Raw genomic sequence first — 17246 nt, 5'->3', positions numbered from 1 at the left:
CCGCCGATCTGGTGCCGCCCCTGGTCACGGCCGGGGCGACCCTGCTGCTGGCCGGGTACGGGCATGTGCGCCGCACCCGGCGGGCCCGGACGCGTACGACGCCGGGCCGGGTCAGAACAGGCTCAGCAAGGCCTCCGCGGGGTCCGTGAGCCGGGTGTCGGCGCCCGGCAGGGGCAGTTCGAACCAGACCGTCTTGCCGCGCGGCGTACGGCGTGAGCCCCAGGCCGCGCTGAGCAGGCCGACCAGTTGCAGGCCGCGGCCGCCCTCGTCGGTGTCCCGGGCGCGGCGCCGGCGCGGCTGGACCAGGCCGGAGTCCCAGACCTCGCAGACCAGGGTGCGGTCGAGGAGGAGGCGGAGCCTGATCTCGCCCTCGCCGTACCTGAGCGCGTTGGTGACCAGCTCGCTGACGAGCAGTTCCGTGGTGTCGACCAGCGGCTCCATGTCCCAGGCCAGCAGCCGGGCGCGGGCGTACTCGCGGGCCCGGCCGACGCTGCGCGGCTCGCGCGGCAGGGTCCAGTCGCCGACGCTGTCGCCGGGCAGGCCCTGGACGCGGGCCATCAGCAGCGCGATGTCGTCCTCGCCGTGGTGGCTGTCGAGGGTGTTGAGGACCTGGTCGCAGACGTCCTCCAGGGGCTGGGTGGGGTCCGTGAGGGCGCCCACGAAGGCCTGGAGGCCCTCGTCGAGGGGGTGGTCGCGGCTCTCGACCAGGCCGTCGGTGTAGAGGGCGAGCAGGGCGCCCTCGGGCAGTTCGACCTCCACCTCCTCGAAGGGCTCCCCGCCGACGCCGAGCGGCAGACCGGGCGGCACGTCCAGCATCAGCGCGGACTCGCCGGGCTCGACCAGGACGGGCGGCAGGTGGCCCGCGTTGGCGAAGGTGCAGCGCCTGGTCACCGAGTCGTAGACGGCGTACACGCAGGTCGCCAGGTAGACCTCGGACAGGTCGGCCTCGCGGGGGCGCCGGGCGGCCCGGGTGGCCTGCTGGACGCCCCCGGGAGCGCCGAGGCCGCGGGCGATCTCGTCCAGCTGCGAGAGCACCTCGGCCGGTTCGATGTCGAGCTGGGCCAGGGTGCGTACGGCGGTGCGCAGTTCGCCCATCGCGACGGCGGCGCGCAGACCGCGGCCCATGACGTCGCCGACGACCAGCGCGGTGCGGTGTCCGGGGAGTTCGATCACGTCGAACCAGTCGCCGCCGACCTCGCTGGCCCGGCCGGTGGCCGCCTCGCCGGGCAGGTAGCGGCAGGCGATGTCGAGTCCGGAGGCCTCCGGGTCGCCGGGCGGGAGCAGGGAGCGCTGCAGTATCAGCGCGCGTTCGTGCTCGCGCCGGTAGAGCCGGGCGTTGTCGATGCAGACGGCGGCGCGCGCGGCCAGTTCCACGGCGAGGTCGCGGTCGCGGTCGCCGAACGGCTCGCTGCCCTTGGTGCGGGCGAACTGGACGAGTCCGACGACCGTGTCGTGGGCGACCATCGGCACGGCGAGCGTGGACTGCACGAGGCCCCCGTCCTCGGCGGGGACGCTGCGCGGCCGGGCGGTGCGCAGGGCGTCGGCGCAGGGCGAGTTGAACGGGTAGTGGTGGACGGCGCCGAGCTTGACCCGCTCGCCGGTACCGAGGAACGGGGCGTCGGAGACGGCGCTGGAGAAGGCGACGCGGCGCAGTTCCGCGCTGCCGTCGGCGAGTCCCGGCGGGGTCTCGTCGCCGACCAGCAGACCCTGGTAGAGGTCGACGGTGGCCAGGTCGCAGAAGCCGGGGACGACGACGTCGAGGAGTTCGCGGGCGGTGGTCTCCAGGTCGAGGGAGTTGCCGATGCGGGCACCGGCCTCGTTGAGGAGGGCGAGGTTGCGCCGGGCGTTGGCGGCCTCGCGGGCGGCCTGGCGGCGGGCGGTGATGTCGGTGCCGAGCCAGGCGACGCCGATGGGCCGGCCGGAACCGCTGTGCACGCGGTAGAGGTTGACGGACCAGTGGCGGCGTTCCTCCGAGCCCGGCACGAAGCCCGTGACGTGCATGTCCGTGATGGAGTCGCCGGTCTCCAGGACCCGGCGCAGGGTCGCCGAGACCCGGTCGGCCTCGGCGCGCGGCAGGTAGTCATGGACGCCCTTGCCGCGGTGGTCGTCGGGGGTGCCGCCGAAGGTGGAGGCGAACCGCTGGTTGGCACGGCGCACCGTCAGGTCGGGGTCGATGAGCAGGAACCCGAACGGAGACTGGCCGAATATGGCCTGCGACGCGGCGAGATCGGTCTCGATGCTGCGCAGGACGCGGACGTCGACGACGATGCAGACGGCGGCCCGCTCCCCGTCCTCCGTGCGCGTCGGCATGACGTACACCTCGGCGAGTCCGCGCTGTCCGCGCCGGCCGCCGGTGGGCCGGCCGCTCGCGTGCCGCGCCGTCCCCCCGGCCTCGTCCGGTGCCCGGAAGGGGACCACTCCGGTCCATTCCCGGCCGTCGAGGATCTCGGTCATCTTGCGCTGGCCGCGCTCGCGCAGGTCGGGGTCGATGAAGGCCTCGATGGGATCGGTGCCCACGGCGTCCTCGGCCCGGATGCCGAGCAGTTGCTCCGCACGCAGGCTCCACTGGTCGACGAGTCCGTCGGGGCCGATGGAGAAGGAGGCGACCTTGATGTAGTCGTAGATGGAGCCGGGCGGGCTGCTCTGCCACACCGCGTCACCGAGTGGCGCGTCTGCCGACGGGCCCTCGGACTCCGTGGACTCCGTGGGCTCCTTGGCCCTCGCTGGTATCTCGCTCACGCGAACCGTCCCCTCCAGCTCACCGCATCCGGCACCGGTCACCGGAGGCGGCTGCCCGCAGTATCCAGCACTACGGCGCCGCACGACACGGTGTTCACGATCACAGCACGGTCCCGATGGTTTTCGGTCCGGACCGCGACAACACTTCCAGTCTTCTAACCAGCGGACACGGCATCGAATCACGCAGTTCCACAACTGCCACTGGCCTGAACCGGTTGGCGACCCGGACCAGGGACGATACAGGGACATTCCGGGCGTCGGCCGATGCGTTCGGCGACAGTGCGTCACGAGGCCGTCGCGCTAGCGCGGCAGGGCGAGTTCGAACCACACGGTCTTGCCCGCCTCCCCGGGGCGGGTGCCCCAGCGCCGCGCGGCGGAGGCCACCAGTTGCAGACCCCGGCCGTCCTCGTCGTCGGGGCGGGCGACGCGCTCGCGGGGCGGGTCCGGCAGCGGGTCGGAGACCTCCACCAGCAGGACCCCGGCGGCGCCGTCGACCCCGGCGGCCGCGACGGCTCCGGCGGCTCCGGCGGCTGGAGCGGGACTGCGCACCAGGCGGACGCCGATGGGGCCGGTGGCGTGCCGCAGGGCATTGGTGACCAGCTCGCTGACCAGCAGGGCGGCGATGTCCCCGACACTGTCGAGCCGCCACTCGTCCAGGGTGCGGCGGACCAGGGAGCGGGCGGTGCGCACGGCGTCCGGCGCCGCGGGAAAGACCCACTCGGCACAGTCGCCCTCGCCGTCACTCACGCCGATCACTTCCCCGGCCGACGACCCCATCGATGCCCGTTTTCATGGGGTTAATGGGCACATACCCTTTATCCGGGCTCGGTATCGTTCCCAGCGGTGCCCGCCTCGAGCCCCAGGTGTGCGAGCACCCGCTCGACGGCCGGTACGTCCTGGTCGAGCCAGGGCACGTCCCAGATCTGGCCGGGGGTCAGCCAGCGCAGCTCGTCGTGGTCCTCCAGGGGCGCGGGGGCCGCGGAGCCGGGGCGCAGGCGGGCAATCCACACCTGGAGGACGAAGGGGGCCCGCAGGGGCCACTGCCCCGGGACGCGCCCACCGGCCTCGGCCGCCACCCCGAGTTCCTCGCGCAGTTCGCGTACGAGTGCCGCCTCGGGCGTCTCGCCCGGCTCGACCTTGCCGCCGGGCAGCTCCCACCGTCCGGCCAGTTCGGCGGGTGCGCTGCGGCGCGCGGCGAGCAGGCGGCCGCCGTCGAGCAGGGCGGCGCCCACCACGATCCGTTCCGTCATGCGCCGGAGCCTACGGCCTGCCCGGCCGGGCCGGTCCGCGGTGGGTCAGTCCGCAGCGCCCGCGCCGGGCGCGGCGAGCTTCTCGACCCAGTAGAGCTGCTGGTGGCCGCGACCGTCGAGGGTGTCCGCGATCTGCTGGGCCTCCGCCCGGGTGGCGTACCTGCCCACGCGATAGCGATTGCCGTTGTCGTCCTGCCGGAAGACCAGCCAGGGAAGAGTGACCGTGCTGTCGTTCATCGCGCCCCTCCACTTCCCGTTCCCGCCGCCCGCGGCACCCGCCGCGCCCCGCCCGCCAAGGAAACCGCAATCCGCATATGCCCGAGCCTACGCCCAACCTTCACGGAGCGAACACGGCTTTACACAAAGAGGTACGCAACCAGCCAGAACGCAGGGGGCGCACGATGCGAAACGCGCCGTCTCCGCACACCGATGCCTCCGGTCACGGGCGTGACGGGGCACGGGGAAGCGACCTGGGGGAACGACCGGATTCCGGCGCCGGGCGAACGGCGCCGCGAGCCCCGGCGGACGCGTGATCGGGGAGAACGGGGCACGGGAGGCGCACGACAGGCGTGCGCCATCTCACACCGCCGACCCGCACCGCCGCCCCGCACCGCCATCTCACACCGCCGCCCGCACCGCGGCAGGGCCCCGAACTCCCCCGGCCCCGGCCCCGCTTGAGTGGCTGCCCGACGGGCTACCTGACCGGCAGGTGGTACGCCACCCGGTAACGGTCCGCCGGGACGACCACGTCGGCGCTCTCCACGGCGCGCCCCGAGGCGTAGAACGTGCGCTGGACGACCAGCACCACGTGCCCCGGAACGCCGCCCAGGGCGAGCAACTCCTCGGCGAGGCCGGGGCGGGCGCCGACCTCCTCGGTGACGTTGTCGACGACGACGTCGATGGCGGCCATCCGCTCCACGACGCCCATGCCGCCGAGCGGTCCCTCCTCGGGCAGCATCACCGGGGTGCGGCCGGTCAGGTCCAGCGGCTCCCAGGAGGTGGAGAGCATGACGGCCTCACCGGCCTCCCGGAAGACGTACCGCGTGCACATCACCCGGTCACCGGGCTTGATCCCGAGCCGCTCGGCCACGGCACCGCTCGCCTCGGCCTGCTCGCTGCGCGACTCCCAGGTGCCGCGCGCGTCCCCGTCGGCCTGCTCCTGGCGGAAGGGCGTGGCCCCGCCGGCCGGCCGGTATCCGGAGCGGGCGACGCGCCGCGGGACGGGCCGCTCGCGCACGTAGGTGCCGGAGCCGGAGCGGCCCTCGACCAGGCCCTCGGCCATCAGCACCTTGCGGGCCTCCAGGGCGACGGTGTCCGAGACGCCGTACTCCTCGCGGATCCGGGCCTGGGAGGGGAGGCGGGTATGGGGCGGCAGCAGGCCGTCGGCGATCTTCTTGCGGAGATCACCCGCGACACGCAGATACGCCGGCTGCTCACCGAATGTCACTGGCCGCTCCCATCAGGTTGTACAGACAGCAACAGCGTGGCAACCGTAGGTTGGCCCAGGCAAGCAAAGGCCAAAGAATCACTCGATGTGATGACTTGTGCCGCCCGAGGGCTTTACGCAGGCACTTTCTCCCCGCTATGGCCGCTCTCACACCTCCACGCCGGGGTCGTCTCCCCCGCCGTCGCCGCCCTCGTAGTCCGGCGGCGTGCTGGCCAGGCCCAGAGCCTTGCGGGCGGTGACCGTGCTGTCGGCGACGACGAGGTCGTAGCCCTTGCCGTAGTGCTCGTAGTACGCGTCGAGGTCGGTGGCCTTCGCCGCCAGGCCCCACTCCTCCTGCGCCGACCGCAGGTCGTCGGTCAGCGCGGCGACCGGGCGCTCGGCGCCGACGGGCCAGGCGTGCCCGTCCAGCATCGCGACCTCGCCCCTGAGCGCCTCCGAGACCTGCCCGGCCCAGGTCCGGTAGCCCGCGAGGTCGTCCTCGACCGCCTCCGCCGCGGGCACCTCGTCCATGGCCCGGTTCAGGTAGCCCTCCGCGAGCAGGTAGGTGTGCTGGTCCGCGTCGAGCCGCGCGCCGTCGTTGCGCAGCGAGCCGGTCAGCGTGCCCCGCTCGTCCGTGTTGCCGAACAGGCAGGTGATCTCGCGGTCGCCGCTCCGCCAGCTCGCGGCGGTCGGGGTCAGGTAGTACACGTCGACGTCGGTCGGCAGCGCCCACCGGTCCATCGCGTAGGCGTCCTGGAGGGCGTAGCACCGGTCGTCGGCGGCCCGCGTGATCTCCCCGTCGCCCGGGTAGGAACCGGCCGGCAGGTCGAAGGAGGCGAAGACCTCGCCGTCGTGCTCCCGCGCGCAGGGCACCTCGTCGACGTCGTACGTCACCCCTTGGAGGGAGCCGCTGGGGGTGGTGAAGCACTGGCCCTTCTCCAGGGAGTAGGCGGTGCCCTCGCCGCGCGCGGCGTCCCGGAAGCCGTCCCAGAAGTCGCCTGCCGCGCCCGTGGACAGCGTCAGCGTCCACAGGGCCAGCCCCACGGACGACAGCACGCAGCCGGCCACCGCGAACCCCTTGCCGCGTTCGCCCCGCCTGCGGATCCGGGCCAGCGCGACCAGCCCGAGGACCAGTCCGACCGCCGGTACGAAGCACAGGACGCCGAGGACGAAGGCGGCGATGGCGAGCCCGCTCACGGGAGCCGGCCGGGGGTACGGCGCGAGGGGGTGCCCCCACTGCGGAGCGTACGGAGCGTACGGACCCTGGGGGTACTGCCCTTGGGGCCCCGGCGGTGGCGGTATCGACACGAGTACCGTGCTCCTGTTCGAGAGGGTGGTGCGGCGACGGGTGCGGCCTCGCGCATCGTAAGCGCGGTCCGCGCGGGGGGCGGCGCGCGGGGCGCGGGCGCGCCGGGCGTCACTGCTTCCACAGCCGTCTGAGCGCCGCGTTGACCAGGCAGGCCCCGGCGAGGACTGCCGCCCACCGCGGTCTCCCGGAGGCGGCCGGGGCGGCGGCGCCGGCACCGAACCACAGCACCTCCAGGACGAACCGCCCGCCCCCGCGGGCCGGACGGCGGGCGCGCGGCGATCCGGACAGCGCCCACACCGCCGTCATCCCGACCGGCGCGCCCACCCCCAGGGCCACCTCGACCGGCCACGTGTCGCCGACGGCGACCCCCCAAGAGCACGATCGCCGTGTGGGTGCCGGTAACGCCCCTCCGACGCGCCTCAGTTGTCGAACGCGGTGGCCCTGGTCTGCTTCTCCCAGGTCTCGACCTCCTCGCGGACCCGGTCGAGGTGGCCGAGGACCGCGGTGACGCCGTCGTCGCCCAGCGGCAGGCGCAGCGGGGTGTGCTCGGCCGCGAGGGCCGCCCGGATGACCGCGGCCGCCCTGGCGGGGTCGCCGGGCTGGCTGCCGTCGCCCGCGGCGATCATCCCGCGGGTCTCGCCGACCTTGGCGTACACGCCGCTGTCCGCGCTGATCCCGGCGTTTCCGGCCTCGAACAGGCCGGTGCGGAAGGAGCCCGGCTCGACGATCAGCACCTTGACGCCGAAGTCCCGGACCTCGTCCGCGAGCCCCTCGGACATGCCCTCCAGGGCGAACTTCGTGGCGCTGTAGGCGGAGAAGCCCGCGAAGGACATCTGCCCGCCCATGCTGCTCATCTGCACGATCGCGCCCGAACGCCGCTCCCGCATGGACGGCAGCACCGCCCGCGTCAGCGCGGCCGGGCCGAAGACGTGCACGTCGAACAGCGCGCGCAGTTCGTCCTCGCCGGTCTCCTCAAGGGCACCGACGTGGGTGCGGCCCGCGTTGTTGACCAGTACGTCCACCCTGCCGTGCCGCGCCACCACGTCCCGTACGGCGTCCCCGGCGGCCGCCGTGTCGGCGACGTCCAGGCGCAGCGCCTCCATCTGGTCCGGGTGCGCGGCCACGAGGTCGTCCAGCGCCTCGGGGCGCCGGGCCGCGCCGACCACGACGTCGCCGTCGGCCAGGGCCGCCTCGGTGATCGCCCGCCCGAAGCCGCTGCTCGCCCCGGTGATCAGCCACACCTTGTTCATCCCGACTCCCTCGGTTCAGTTCCCTCTGTCTCCTTGTTCCGACGCCAACCACCCTCGTCCACAAGCCGGTTGCCGGTCCAAGACCCGTGGTGATAGCCAATGGGCATGACGACGGACGTGCATGTGCGGGAGCTGCGCTACTTCGCGACGGTGGCCGAGGAGCTGCACTTCACGCGGGCGGCCGAGCTTCTGTACGTGTCACAGCCCGCGCTGAGCAAGCAGATCCGGGCCCTGGAACGGCAGCTGGGCGCCGAGCTGTTCCACCGCGGCCCCAGGGGCGTGACCCTCACCGAGGCGGGCACGGCCCTGCTGCCGCACGCCCGGCGGCTGCTGGCCGACTGGACCGAGGGCGCGGCGGCGGTGGAGGCGGCCCGTGCGGCCCGGCGCGGCACCCTGGTCGTCGGCATGAGCACCAGCCCCGGCCGCGGCGGTCTGCTCCCGGCGATCCGCTCCCGCTTCACCGCGGCCCACCCGGAGGCGGTCCTGCGGCTGCGGCAGATGAACTGGGAAGACCCGACCGCGGGCCTGGCCGACGGCACGGCCGACGTCGCGTACGTCTGGCTGCCGCTGCCCGACGCCGACCGCTACGCCTGGACGGTGGTCGCCGAGGAGCCCCGTCTGGTCGCCCTCCCCGACGGCCACCCCCTCGCCGCCCGCGAGGAGGTCGACTTCGCCGACCTGGCCGGCGAGCCGTTCCTCGCCCTGCCCCCGGAGGCGGGCGTCCTGCGCGACTTCTGGCTGGCGCTGGACGAACGGCGCGCACTCGGCGGCCCCGCCGCCCGCCCGCCGCGCGTCGGCGCCGAGATCTCCGGCACGGAGGAGACGTACGAGGCCCTGGTCGCCGGGCTCGGCATCTGCCTGGTGGCCACGGGCAACGCCCCGCTGATCACCCTGGGCGGCGTCACCACCCGCCCGGTCCGCGGCCTGTCCCCCAGCCGCTACGCCCTGGCCCGGCGCCGCGAGGACGAGGGGCGGGCACTGGTGCGCGGGTACGTGGAGGCCTGCCGCCGGGCGACGGACCGGGCGTGACGCTCCCTCGGCGCTGCTGCGCGGGCCGTCCGTCGTCCAGTGGGAGCCGGGCCTTCCCGTCCGGCGCCCGCACCCCCGCGGACCACGTCGAACGGCCCTCAGCCGCTGTGCACATGGGCCCGCACCCCCTGCAGTCCGAACAGGACGAGGAGTTCGACGGCGCCGCCGTCGGCGCTGCCCAGCCAGTGCGGCAGGGACGTGTCGAACTCGGCCGCCTCACCGGGTGACAGCGTCAGGTCGCGCTCGCCGACCAGCAACCGCAGACGGCCGCCGAGCACGTACAGCCACTCGGACCCCTCATGGGTCTGCGGGGTCGGTTCGAGCGGCGCCGGGCGGCTCGGGATGATCATTTTGAAGGCCTGGGTGCCGCCCGGTCGCCGGGACAGCGGCACGAAGACCATCCCGAAGCGCCTGACCGGCTTCAGGTGGATGCGGGGGTCGCCGGTGCGCGGGGCGCCGACGAGGTCGTCCAGGGGGACGTCGTAGATCCGGGCGAGCGGCAGCAGCAGCTCCAGGGTCGCGCGGCGCTGTCCGCTCTCCAGCCGGGACAGGGTGCTCTCCGACACTCCGGTCGCCGCCGAGAGGTGGGCGAGGGTGATGCCGCGTTCGCGCCGCAGGGTGCGCAGGCGTGGGCCCACGGCGTCGAGTACGTCGTCGTCCGTTCCGGCGTCCATCGGGCCACCTTGCCACAACCGCAAGTTTTCGTGCCGGTTCGGGCGGAGGGTGTCGAGACTGGCCTCATAGACGGCTTGCGGCGCGTTGCCCGCGACTCGCGTGGCCCGTGACTCGCGGTCCCCGCCGCCGGCCGAACCGACTGAAGGAGTTGCGATGAGCACCACCGACGCGGTCACGTTCTGGGACGGCGTGTACGCCGCCCGCCCGGCGCCCGACGCGCCCCGCCCGAACGTCCGCCTGGTCGAGACGGTCACCGGCCTGCCGCCCGGCGACGCCCTGGACCTGGGGTGCGGCAGCGGCGGCGACGCACTGTGGCTCGCCCGGCGGGGCTGGCGGGTCACGGCCGTGGACATCTCCGGGGTCGCGGCCGAGCGGCTCGCGGGGCACGCCCGGGCCCACGGCCTCGGCGACCGGGTCGACGCCGTGCGGCACGACCTGCGCGCGTCCTTGCCCGAGGGCCGGTTCGACCTGGTCAGCGCGCACTACCTCCACACACCCTTCGACCTGGACCGCGCGTCGGTCCTGCGCGGGGCCGCGCACGCGCTGCGCCCGGGCGGGCGGCTGCTGGTCGTCGACCACGGCTCGACGGCGCCGTGGTCGTGGGACCAGGACCCCGACGCGCGCCACCCCGCCCCGGAGGAGGTCGCGGCGGACCTCGCCCTGGACCCGGCGACGTGGCGGGTCGAACGGGCCGAGACCCCGCGCCGGACCGCGACCGGACCGGGCTGGCGCACCGCCGAGGTCGTCGACCACGTCCTGCTCGTCCGCCGCGCGGACTGACGGACCCCGTGCCCGCGGCCCGTCCGCCCGTCCGCCCCACACCCTCCGGAGGCCGGTCACCATGCCCACCACCCCCCGCACCCACCGCCGGGACACCCCGCCGCCCCGCACCGGCGGCGGTGAGGCCGAGACCCTGCGCGGGTTCCTCGACTACCTGCGGACCTCGATCGCCGGCAAGGTCGAGGACGCCCCCGAACCGCAGGTCCGTACGGCAGCGGTTCCGTCCGGCACCAATCTGCTCGGGCTGCTCAACCACCTGACCCACGTCGAGCGCGCGGTCTTCCTCGGGGAGGAGGTGCAAAGCTGGCCGGCGACGTTCCGGGCCGCGCCCCGGGACGGCGTCGCCGAGGTCGTCGCCCGCTACCGGGAGGCCGTCGAACGGGCGAACCGCGTGCTCGACACCTGCACCGACCTCGGCGCGCCGCTCCCTGGGCCGCGACCGGGCCGCCCCGCGCCCACCGTCCGCTGGGCCCTCACCCACATGGTGGAGGAGACCGGCCGCCACGCCGGCCACGCGGACATCCTCCGCGAGCTGATCGACGGTGCCACCGGCCGCTGACGGCGTGCCCGGCCGGCCTCAGCCGGCCTGCGCGGGCACGCCCTGCCCGGTGTCGGACAGGCAGGCGCCCGTCGCCGAGCACAGGGCGGCGAACCGGCGGTCCACGTAGACCGCCGGTACCCCCTTCTCCTCGACGTGCACGGACTGGACCTCGCCGAGCAGGATGATGTGGTCGCCCGCCGGGTAGCGCTCGTGGACCGTGCACTCGACGACCGCGACCGCTCCGTCGAGCACGGTCGCTCCCCGCTCGGTGCGGACGAAGTCCCCGCCCGCGAACTTGTCCGCGGACTTGCGCGCGAAGCGCATGGCCAAGTCCGTGTGGTCCTCGCGCAGCACGCTCACCGCGAACTCGCCGCAACTGTCGAACACCGGGAAGGAGTTGGCCGTACGAGCAAGGCAGACCAGGGCCAGGGGCGGCTCCATCGAGACGGACACGAACGAACTGGCGGTGAAACCGTGCGGGACTCCCCCGCGGTCATGGGCGGTGACGAGCGCCACCCCGGCCGGCACCCGGGCCATGGCGTCCCGGAGCATTCCCTGGTCGGCTGCCATCTTCGACTCCCTAGGCGAGGCAGGTGGGCAGCTGCCCACCGTTGTAGGCGACCAGCTCCGCGAAGATCTCCATGGCGTCACGCACGTGTCCGCCCAGCAGCTCCTCATGGGCCCGGTGCAGGTTCGCGACGAGGCGCTCCGCGTCCAGCAGGTCGGCGAAGGCGCCGAGGTCCGCCCGGCGCGCGGCCTGCAGCGGTGTCAGCCGGCGGTCGACCGCGTCGGCGGCGAGGCGCTGGACCCAGCGCAGATAGTCCCGGTTGGCGTCGATCACCTCGGGTCCGGCCACCGGGCCGTGCCCGCCGACGACCACCTCGGGCTCCAGCTCCGCCAGCCGGTCGAGCGCGGCCAGCGTGCCGGCCACCGAACCGAAGAGCGCGAACGGGGTGACGCCCGACATGACGATGTCCCCCGCGAACAGCACCCGCTCCTCGGGCAGCCAGACCACCACGTCGTGTCCGGTGTGCGCGGGGCCGACGCAGATCAGTTCGACCTGCCGTTCGCCGACCTGCAGGGTCAGCCGGTCACGGAAGGTCACGTTCGGCGGCCTCAGCTCGATCTCGCCCCAGTCGACCCGCGGCCAGAGCCCGGTGAGGGCCAGGCCGGTCGTCACCATGACGGACCGCATGTCCTCGTGCGCGATGATCCGCGTCCCCGGCGGAAAGACCTGGTTGCCGAACGCGTGGTCGCCGTGGAAGTGCGTGTTGACCACGGTACGGCCGGGGCCCGCGGCGAGCTTGTCGACCCACTCCGCCAGCCGCCGCGCCCTCGGGATCGTCGACAGCGTGTCGACGACGAGCGCGCCGTCGCCGCCCACCACGATGCCCGCGTTGCTCACACACCAGCCGCCGGGGGCCTGCTCGTAGGCGTAGACACCGTCGGCGACCTCACGGACCTCGACCGTCATGACGCCGACCCGGCGGCGGCCGCCGCGTGGCGCAGCGTGGCCCGGCTGTTGGCACCGAGCACCTCACGCAGATGGGCGCGGGCGTCCGCGACGGTCGCGCCCCTGCCCAGGACCTCTTCCACGCGGGCCGGGTCGATCGCCACGGTGTGCCGGGCGGTGACCGTGCCCTCGCCGAAGATCCAGGCTCCGCAGTGCCCGGAGAGCAGGGCGGGCGGGACCAGCTGCTTGTACACGATGCTCCTCGCGGGGACGCAGAGCCGGATCGAACGGGTGGTGTGGGTACCGCCGTCGGTGGTCACCGTCTCCATGGTCATGTCCTGGACGGTCATGTCCCGCGTCCCGGCGGGGCCGGTGCCCGCCGCCTCCTCGGTGAGCGTCACCTTCCGCACGTGCGGCAGCCGTTCCTGCCACAGGTCGCTGCGCTCGATGAAGGTGTAGGCGTCGTCCCCGGACGGCACCCGGAGCGTGTCCTCGAACGTGAAGACGAGCTCCTCGGGCGGCTGCCGGCGCTCCGCCAGCGCGACCAGCGCGGCCAGCTCCTTCCCGCTGTTCGCGTCCAGCGCCTCGCGCAGTCCCGGCAGGGCGGCTTCGTCGACCGCGGCGAAGTCGTGGGTCAGCACGATCTCGGTGCCCTCGCCGTCGCCCCGGAACTCCCAGCTCCCGCCCATCGAGGCGATGGGCGCCTGGGTGGCCTCCTGTCGGAACGTCACCCTCAGGGCGTCGGGATCCAGCGTCCGGCGGGACGTCCAGGTCTTCACCCGACCGCCCACGCGCGCCCAGATCCGGAAGCGTTCCGTGCCCCGGCCGCGCTCCAGGACCTGTACGTGCACGGTGGGTTCGAAGACGGCCGGCCAGTCTTCGACGCGTGCGACCAGCTCGTAGAGCCGCCGCGCCGGGGCCCGGGTCCTCAGGGTGTGGACCACCCGGTGTTCTCCCGGCCGGCTCATGCCGCCTCGGCCAGTGCGCCGTTGACCAGGTCGAGCAGCTCTCGCGGCGTGTCGATGCGGCCGGCGACGTCGTCGGGTATGGACACGCCGTACCGGCCCTCGAGGCGCGCCGCGGTCTCCATCAGGGCGAGCGAGTCGTACCCGATGGTCTCGAAGCGGAGGTCGAGGAAGTCGCCGGACAGGTCCGTCCCGTCCGTCTCACCGGCGCACTCCACGAGGACGCGGCGCAGATCGTCGGGGGTCAGCAGGGTTGCCATGGCTGTCTCCAGTTCTCGGTGTCGTTACGGGGTCGGTGCGAAACGGCGCAGGACTGCCGCCGAGTTGAAGCCCCAGCGGCCCCTGGCCAGGACCAGTGCGGTGCGCGGGGCCGTGCCGCGGGGTTCGCCGAGCACCAGGTCGATGCCGTACTCCCGGGGTACGGACGTCACGCCCGCGGTCGGCGCGATCACCCCGTCGCGCAGGGACATCAGGGCGGTGACCACGTCGAGCGGGCCGCCGCCGGAGTAGAGGCGGCCCGTCGTCGTCTTCGGGACGGTGACGGGCACCCCTTCGCGGCCGAACACCCGGCCGATCGCCCGGGCCTCGGCGGCATCCAGTTCGGGTACGCCCGCGCCGTCGGCGAACACGACGTCGATGTCCTCGGGACCGGTCCCGGCGTCGTCCAGCGCCAGCCGGATCGCGCGTTCCAGGCCCAGGGGCCGGCCGGATCCGGGGGCGGGGTCGAAGGTCGAGGCGCAGCCGGCGAGTTCGCCGTACGCGTCGTGCCGGCCGCGGGCCTCGGCCGCGGTGCTGTCCTCCAGGACGAGGATGGCGCCGCCCTCGCCCGGCACGTAGCCGGCCGCCCGCTCGTCGAAGGGCAGATACGCCCGGTCCGGGTCGGTGGCCGTGCTGATCCGGCCACTGGCGATCTGCGCGACCCAGCCCCAGGGGTCGAGTGCCGAGTCCACCCCGCCGGAGACCACCAGCGGCGTGCCGCGGCGGATCGTACGGCGGGCGTGGCCCAGGGCGTCCAGGCCCCCGGCCTGCTCGGCGACCAGGGCACTGCTCGGACCGCGCATACCGTGCCGGATGGAGATCTGGCCGGTGTTGACCGCGTAGAACCAGGCGAAGGACTCGTACACGCTGACCGACTTGGGGCCCTCGGACCACAGCTTGCGGAACTCCCGGTGCGTGAAGTCGAATCCACCGCAGGCGTTGGCGGTCACCACGCCCATGTCGTAGTCGGTCAGCGACTCCGGGTCGGCCTTCGCGTCCTTGAGGGCCCAGTCCGCGGCGGTCAACGCGAGCCGGGTGGAGGGGTCCGTCTGCGGCAGCAACCGGCCCGGGATGTGGTCCGGCGCGTGGAAGTCGTCGATCTGGCCGGCGAGGGTCGCCGCGTACCGGCTCACGTCGAAGCGGGTGACCGGGCCGAGGCCGTGGCGGCCGGCCAGCACCGCCGACCAGTACGGCGCCAGGCCGAGGCCGTTGGGTGCGACGACGCCGACTCCGGTGATGAGGACGCTCATGCGACCGCCCCCGCGGTCTCGGCGTCGCGCAGCACCATCGCGCTCTGGAAGCCGCCGAAGCCGCTGCCCACGGTGAGTACGGACCGCAGCTTGCGCTCCCTGGCCTCGAGCGGGACGTAGTCGAGATCGCACTCGGGGTCGCTGGTGTGCAGGTTCGCGGTCGGGGGCACCACGCCGTGTTCGAGGGCGAGCACGCAGGCCGCGATCTCCAGCGACCCGATGGCCCCCAGCGAGTGGCCGACCATCGACTTGATCGAGCTGACCGGAGTGCGCCGGGCGTGATCACCGAGGGCGCGCTTGTACGCCGCTGTCTCGTGGCGGTCGTTCTGCCGGGTGCCGGAGCCGTGGGCGTTGATGTAGTCGATGTCCGTCGCGTTGGCGCGCGACTCGCCGAGGGCGACCCGGATGGTCTCGGCCATCTCGCGGCCGTCGGCCTTCAGGCCCGTCATGTGGTACGCGTTGCAGCGCGTCGCGTACCCCGAGATCTCGGCGTGGATGCGGGCACCGCGGGCCAGCGCGCTGTCGTAGTCCTCCAGGACGAACATCGCGGCCCCCTCGGCCAGCACGAAGCCGTCGCGCGTACCGTCGAACGGCCGCGAGGCGTGCTCCGGGTCGTCGTTGCGTGCCGTCGTGGCGCGGATCGCGTCGAAGCAGGCGACGACGATCGGGGTGATCGGGGTGTCGGCGGCTCCCGCGAACATCACGTCGGCGCTGCCCTCCTCGATCGCCCGGACCGCGTTGCCGACGGAGTCCAGGCCCGAGGTGCAGCCGGTGGAGACCATCGCGACCGGGCCCTCGGCGCCGACCGCCCAGGCGACCTCGGCCGGCATGACGCTGGGCACCAGGTAGTCGAACATGTGCCGGGACAGCCAGGCCGCGTCGACCTCCCAGTCGCGGCCGGAGTCCGACAGCAGCAGATACTCGCGCTCCAGGCTGGTCGCCGCCGCCACCGCGCTGCCGAGGCTGACCCCGACCCGGGTGGGGTCGAGGGTGTCCGGGTCGAGCCCGCTGGCGGCGAGCGCCTCCCGGGCACAGGCCACGGCGAACTGCGAGGCCCGGTCCATCCGGTTGAGCTCCCGCGGGCCGAAGCCCTCGGCGACCGGGTCGAAATCGGCTTCCGCGGCGACCTGTGAACGGTAGGGCGAGGGGTCGAAGAACGAGATCCGGCGCGTCGCCGTCCGCCCCGAGGTGAGCAGTTCCCAGAACTGCCGGGTGCCGTTCCCGCCGGGGGCGCGGACGCCGACGCCCGTGATGACGACTCTGCGCTTCAATCCGAACAGCTCCTTCGATGCGTTCGTCCGGTGGTCGTCGTCATCGTCGGCCCGGTGGCTCGAAGCAGGCTCGAAGGCCGATACGGGACCCCTCGATGCCGGATCCACCGGCGCCGCGTCCAGCGGCACCCCACCTCCCTTCGACCGCCGCTCGAGCCGGGCGCCCAAAGCTGAGCGGGTGAGGGACCACGAGGCAGGGAGGGGAACACATGGCCACGCAGGACTCCGAAGTCGCACTGGTGACGGGTGCGACCAGCGGAATCGGGCTGGAGATCGCCCGCAGGCTCGGTAAGGAGGGGTTGCGTGTCTTCGTCTGCGCGCGCGGCGAAGAAGGACTGCGGACGACGCTGAAGGAGTTGCGGGAGGCGGGCGTGGAGGCGGACGGGCGGACCTGCGACGTCCGCTCGGTCCCGGAGATCGAGGCTCTCGTGGCAGCGGTGGTCGAGCGTTACGGTCCGGTCGACGTGCTGGTGAACAACGCGGGCCGGCCCGGCGGCGGCGCCACGGCCGAACTCGCCGACGAACTCTGGCTCGATGTCGTGGAGACCAACCTCACCGGCGTGTTCCGGGTGACCAAACAGGTCCTCAAGGCGGGCGGCATGCTCGAACGGGGGACGGGCCGGATCGTCAACATCGCCTCGACCGGCGGAAAGCAGGGTGTGGTGCACGCCGCGCCCTACTCCGCTTCGAAGCACGGCGTGGTCGGTTTCACCAAGGCGCTCGGTCTCGAACTGGCGAGGACCGGCATCACGGTGAACGCCGTCTGCCCCGGATTCGTCGAGACGCCGATGGCCGCCTCCGTGCGCGAGCACTACTCGGACATCTGGGAGGTGTCGACCGAGGAGGCCTTCGACCGGATCACCGCGCGCGTGCCGATCGGCCGGTACGTGCAGCCGTCCGAGGTGGCGGAGATGGTCGCGTACCTGATCGGGCCCGGTGCGGCCGCGGTCACCGCGCAGGCACTGAACGTCTGCGGCGGGCTGGGGAACTACTGACGTCGGCCGGCCCGGGAACGCGGTGGAGCCCCTCGCAGGCTGCGAGGGGCTCCAC

General features: G+C 73.7%; 19 protein-coding genes. 4 read left to right on the top strand and 15 right to left on the bottom strand.

Annotation, left to right across the window (positions count from 1 at the left end; translation table 11 throughout):
* Positions 1-111: 111 nt before the first annotated feature.
* From ACFV9J_RS24505 to ACFV9J_RS24470, 8 genes are all read right to left on the bottom strand, one after another.
* Positions 112-2739 carry a SpoIIE family protein phosphatase gene (locus ACFV9J_RS24505; protein ID WP_385357082.1) on the bottom strand — a complete coding sequence of 876 codons (2628 nt, stop codon included), beginning with the start codon at positions 2737-2739 and terminating at the stop codon, positions 112-114.
* A gap of 300 nt (positions 2740-3039) precedes the next feature.
* Positions 3040-3516, bottom strand: a complete 477-nt coding sequence (locus ACFV9J_RS24500) for an ATP-binding protein (protein ID WP_385357080.1) — start codon at positions 3514-3516, stop codon at positions 3040-3042.
* A gap of 38 nt (positions 3517-3554) precedes the next feature.
* A complete protein-coding gene (locus ACFV9J_RS24495) occupies positions 3555-3989 on the bottom strand; it encodes a (deoxy)nucleoside triphosphate pyrophosphohydrolase (protein ID WP_385357078.1) in 435 nt (144 codons plus the stop codon).
* 45 nt (positions 3990-4034) lie between these two features.
* Positions 4035-4226 (bottom strand): SPOR domain-containing protein, encoded by a 192-nt coding sequence (locus ACFV9J_RS24490; protein ID WP_385357077.1) that lies wholly within the window; start codon positions 4224-4226, stop codon positions 4035-4037.
* Positions 4227-4683: 457 nt separating this feature from the next.
* On the bottom strand, positions 4684-5436 hold the full coding sequence (locus ACFV9J_RS24485) for a GntR family transcriptional regulator (protein WP_385357075.1): 753 nt from the start codon (positions 5434-5436) through the stop codon (positions 4684-4686).
* Between the two features lie 147 nt (positions 5437-5583).
* Entirely contained in the window at positions 5584-6723 is a 1140-nt protein-coding gene (locus ACFV9J_RS24480) for a DUF4190 domain-containing protein (protein WP_385357074.1), read from the bottom strand.
* A gap of 109 nt (positions 6724-6832) precedes the next feature.
* Positions 6833-7048 carry a DUF2568 domain-containing protein gene (locus ACFV9J_RS24475; RefSeq protein ID WP_385357073.1) on the bottom strand — a complete coding sequence of 72 codons (216 nt, stop codon included), beginning with the start codon at positions 7046-7048 and terminating at the stop codon, positions 6833-6835.
* Positions 7049-7143: 95 nt separating this feature from the next.
* A complete protein-coding gene (locus tag ACFV9J_RS24470) occupies positions 7144-7974 on the bottom strand; it encodes an SDR family NAD(P)-dependent oxidoreductase (RefSeq protein ID WP_385357071.1) in 831 nt (276 codons plus the stop codon).
* A gap of 99 nt (positions 7975-8073) precedes the next feature.
* Between ACFV9J_RS24470 and ACFV9J_RS24465 the strand changes: the two genes are divergently transcribed.
* Positions 8074-9003 carry a LysR substrate-binding domain-containing protein gene (locus ACFV9J_RS24465; protein WP_385357069.1) on the top strand — a complete coding sequence of 310 codons (930 nt, stop codon included), beginning with the start codon at positions 8074-8076 and terminating at the stop codon, positions 9001-9003.
* A 98-nt stretch (positions 9004-9101) separates the two neighbouring features.
* Here ACFV9J_RS24465 and ACFV9J_RS24460 read toward each other — a convergent pair whose 3' ends face one another.
* Positions 9102-9677, bottom strand: a complete 576-nt coding sequence (locus tag ACFV9J_RS24460; protein ID WP_385357068.1) for a helix-turn-helix domain-containing protein — start codon at positions 9675-9677, stop codon at positions 9102-9104.
* Positions 9678-9831: 154 nt separating this feature from the next.
* On the opposite strand from ACFV9J_RS24460, the gene ACFV9J_RS24455 reads away from it, so the two are divergent.
* Both ACFV9J_RS24455 and ACFV9J_RS24450 read left to right on the top strand, forming a co-directional pair.
* Complete coding sequence (locus tag ACFV9J_RS24455; protein ID WP_385357066.1) at positions 9832-10458, top strand: class I SAM-dependent methyltransferase; 627 nt, start codon at positions 9832-9834, stop codon at positions 10456-10458.
* Positions 10459-10519: 61 nt separating this feature from the next.
* The gene (locus ACFV9J_RS24450; RefSeq protein ID WP_385357065.1) at positions 10520-11017 is read left to right on the top strand and encodes a DinB family protein; all 498 of its coding nucleotides are present in this window, start codon (positions 10520-10522) and stop codon (positions 11015-11017) included.
* Between the two features lie 18 nt (positions 11018-11035).
* On the opposite strand, the gene actVB is transcribed toward ACFV9J_RS24450, so the two are convergent.
* The 6 genes from actVB to ACFV9J_RS24420 are packed head-to-tail and all read right to left on the bottom strand — an operon-like array spanning position 11036 to position 16325.
* On the bottom strand, positions 11036-11569 hold the full coding sequence (gene actVB, locus ACFV9J_RS24445; RefSeq protein WP_385357063.1) for an actinorhodin polyketide dimerase ActVB: 534 nt from the start codon (positions 11567-11569) through the stop codon (positions 11036-11038).
* A 10-nt stretch (positions 11570-11579) separates the two neighbouring features.
* On the bottom strand, positions 11580-12473 hold the full coding sequence (locus ACFV9J_RS24440; protein WP_385357062.1) for an MBL fold metallo-hydrolase: 894 nt from the start codon (positions 12471-12473) through the stop codon (positions 11580-11582).
* Positions 12470-13420, bottom strand: coding sequence for an SRPBCC family protein (locus ACFV9J_RS24435; RefSeq protein ID WP_385357060.1), 951 nt, complete (start codon positions 13418-13420; stop codon positions 12470-12472). Before ACFV9J_RS24435 ends, ACFV9J_RS24440 begins: the two co-directional genes overlap by 4 nt.
* Complete coding sequence (locus tag ACFV9J_RS24430; protein ID WP_385357058.1) at positions 13417-13677, bottom strand: acyl carrier protein; 261 nt, start codon at positions 13675-13677, stop codon at positions 13417-13419. Before ACFV9J_RS24430 ends, ACFV9J_RS24435 begins: the two co-directional genes overlap by 4 nt.
* A 24-nt stretch (positions 13678-13701) precedes the next feature.
* On the bottom strand, positions 13702-14925 hold the full coding sequence (locus ACFV9J_RS24425; protein WP_385357057.1) for a ketosynthase chain-length factor: 1224 nt from the start codon (positions 14923-14925) through the stop codon (positions 13702-13704).
* A complete protein-coding gene (locus ACFV9J_RS24420) occupies positions 14922-16325 on the bottom strand; it encodes a beta-ketoacyl-[acyl-carrier-protein] synthase family protein (protein WP_385357055.1) in 1404 nt (467 codons plus the stop codon). The genes ACFV9J_RS24425 and ACFV9J_RS24420 overlap by 4 nt, the downstream gene beginning before the upstream one ends.
* Before the next feature lie 80 nt (positions 16326-16405).
* Here ACFV9J_RS24420 and ACFV9J_RS24415 point away from each other — a divergent pair, with 80 nt between their 5' ends.
* Positions 16406-17191, top strand: a complete 786-nt coding sequence (locus ACFV9J_RS24415; protein WP_003973892.1) for a 3-oxoacyl-ACP reductase — start codon at positions 16406-16408, stop codon at positions 17189-17191.
* The last annotated feature ends 55 nt before the right edge of the window (positions 17192-17246 follow it).

The organism is Streptomyces sp. NPDC059906, assembly GCF_042730645.1.
Lineage (GTDB): Bacteria > Actinomycetota > Actinomycetes > Streptomycetales > Streptomycetaceae > Streptomyces > Streptomyces rubrogriseus.
This window is presented reverse-complemented; position numbering and strand designations above follow the sequence as displayed.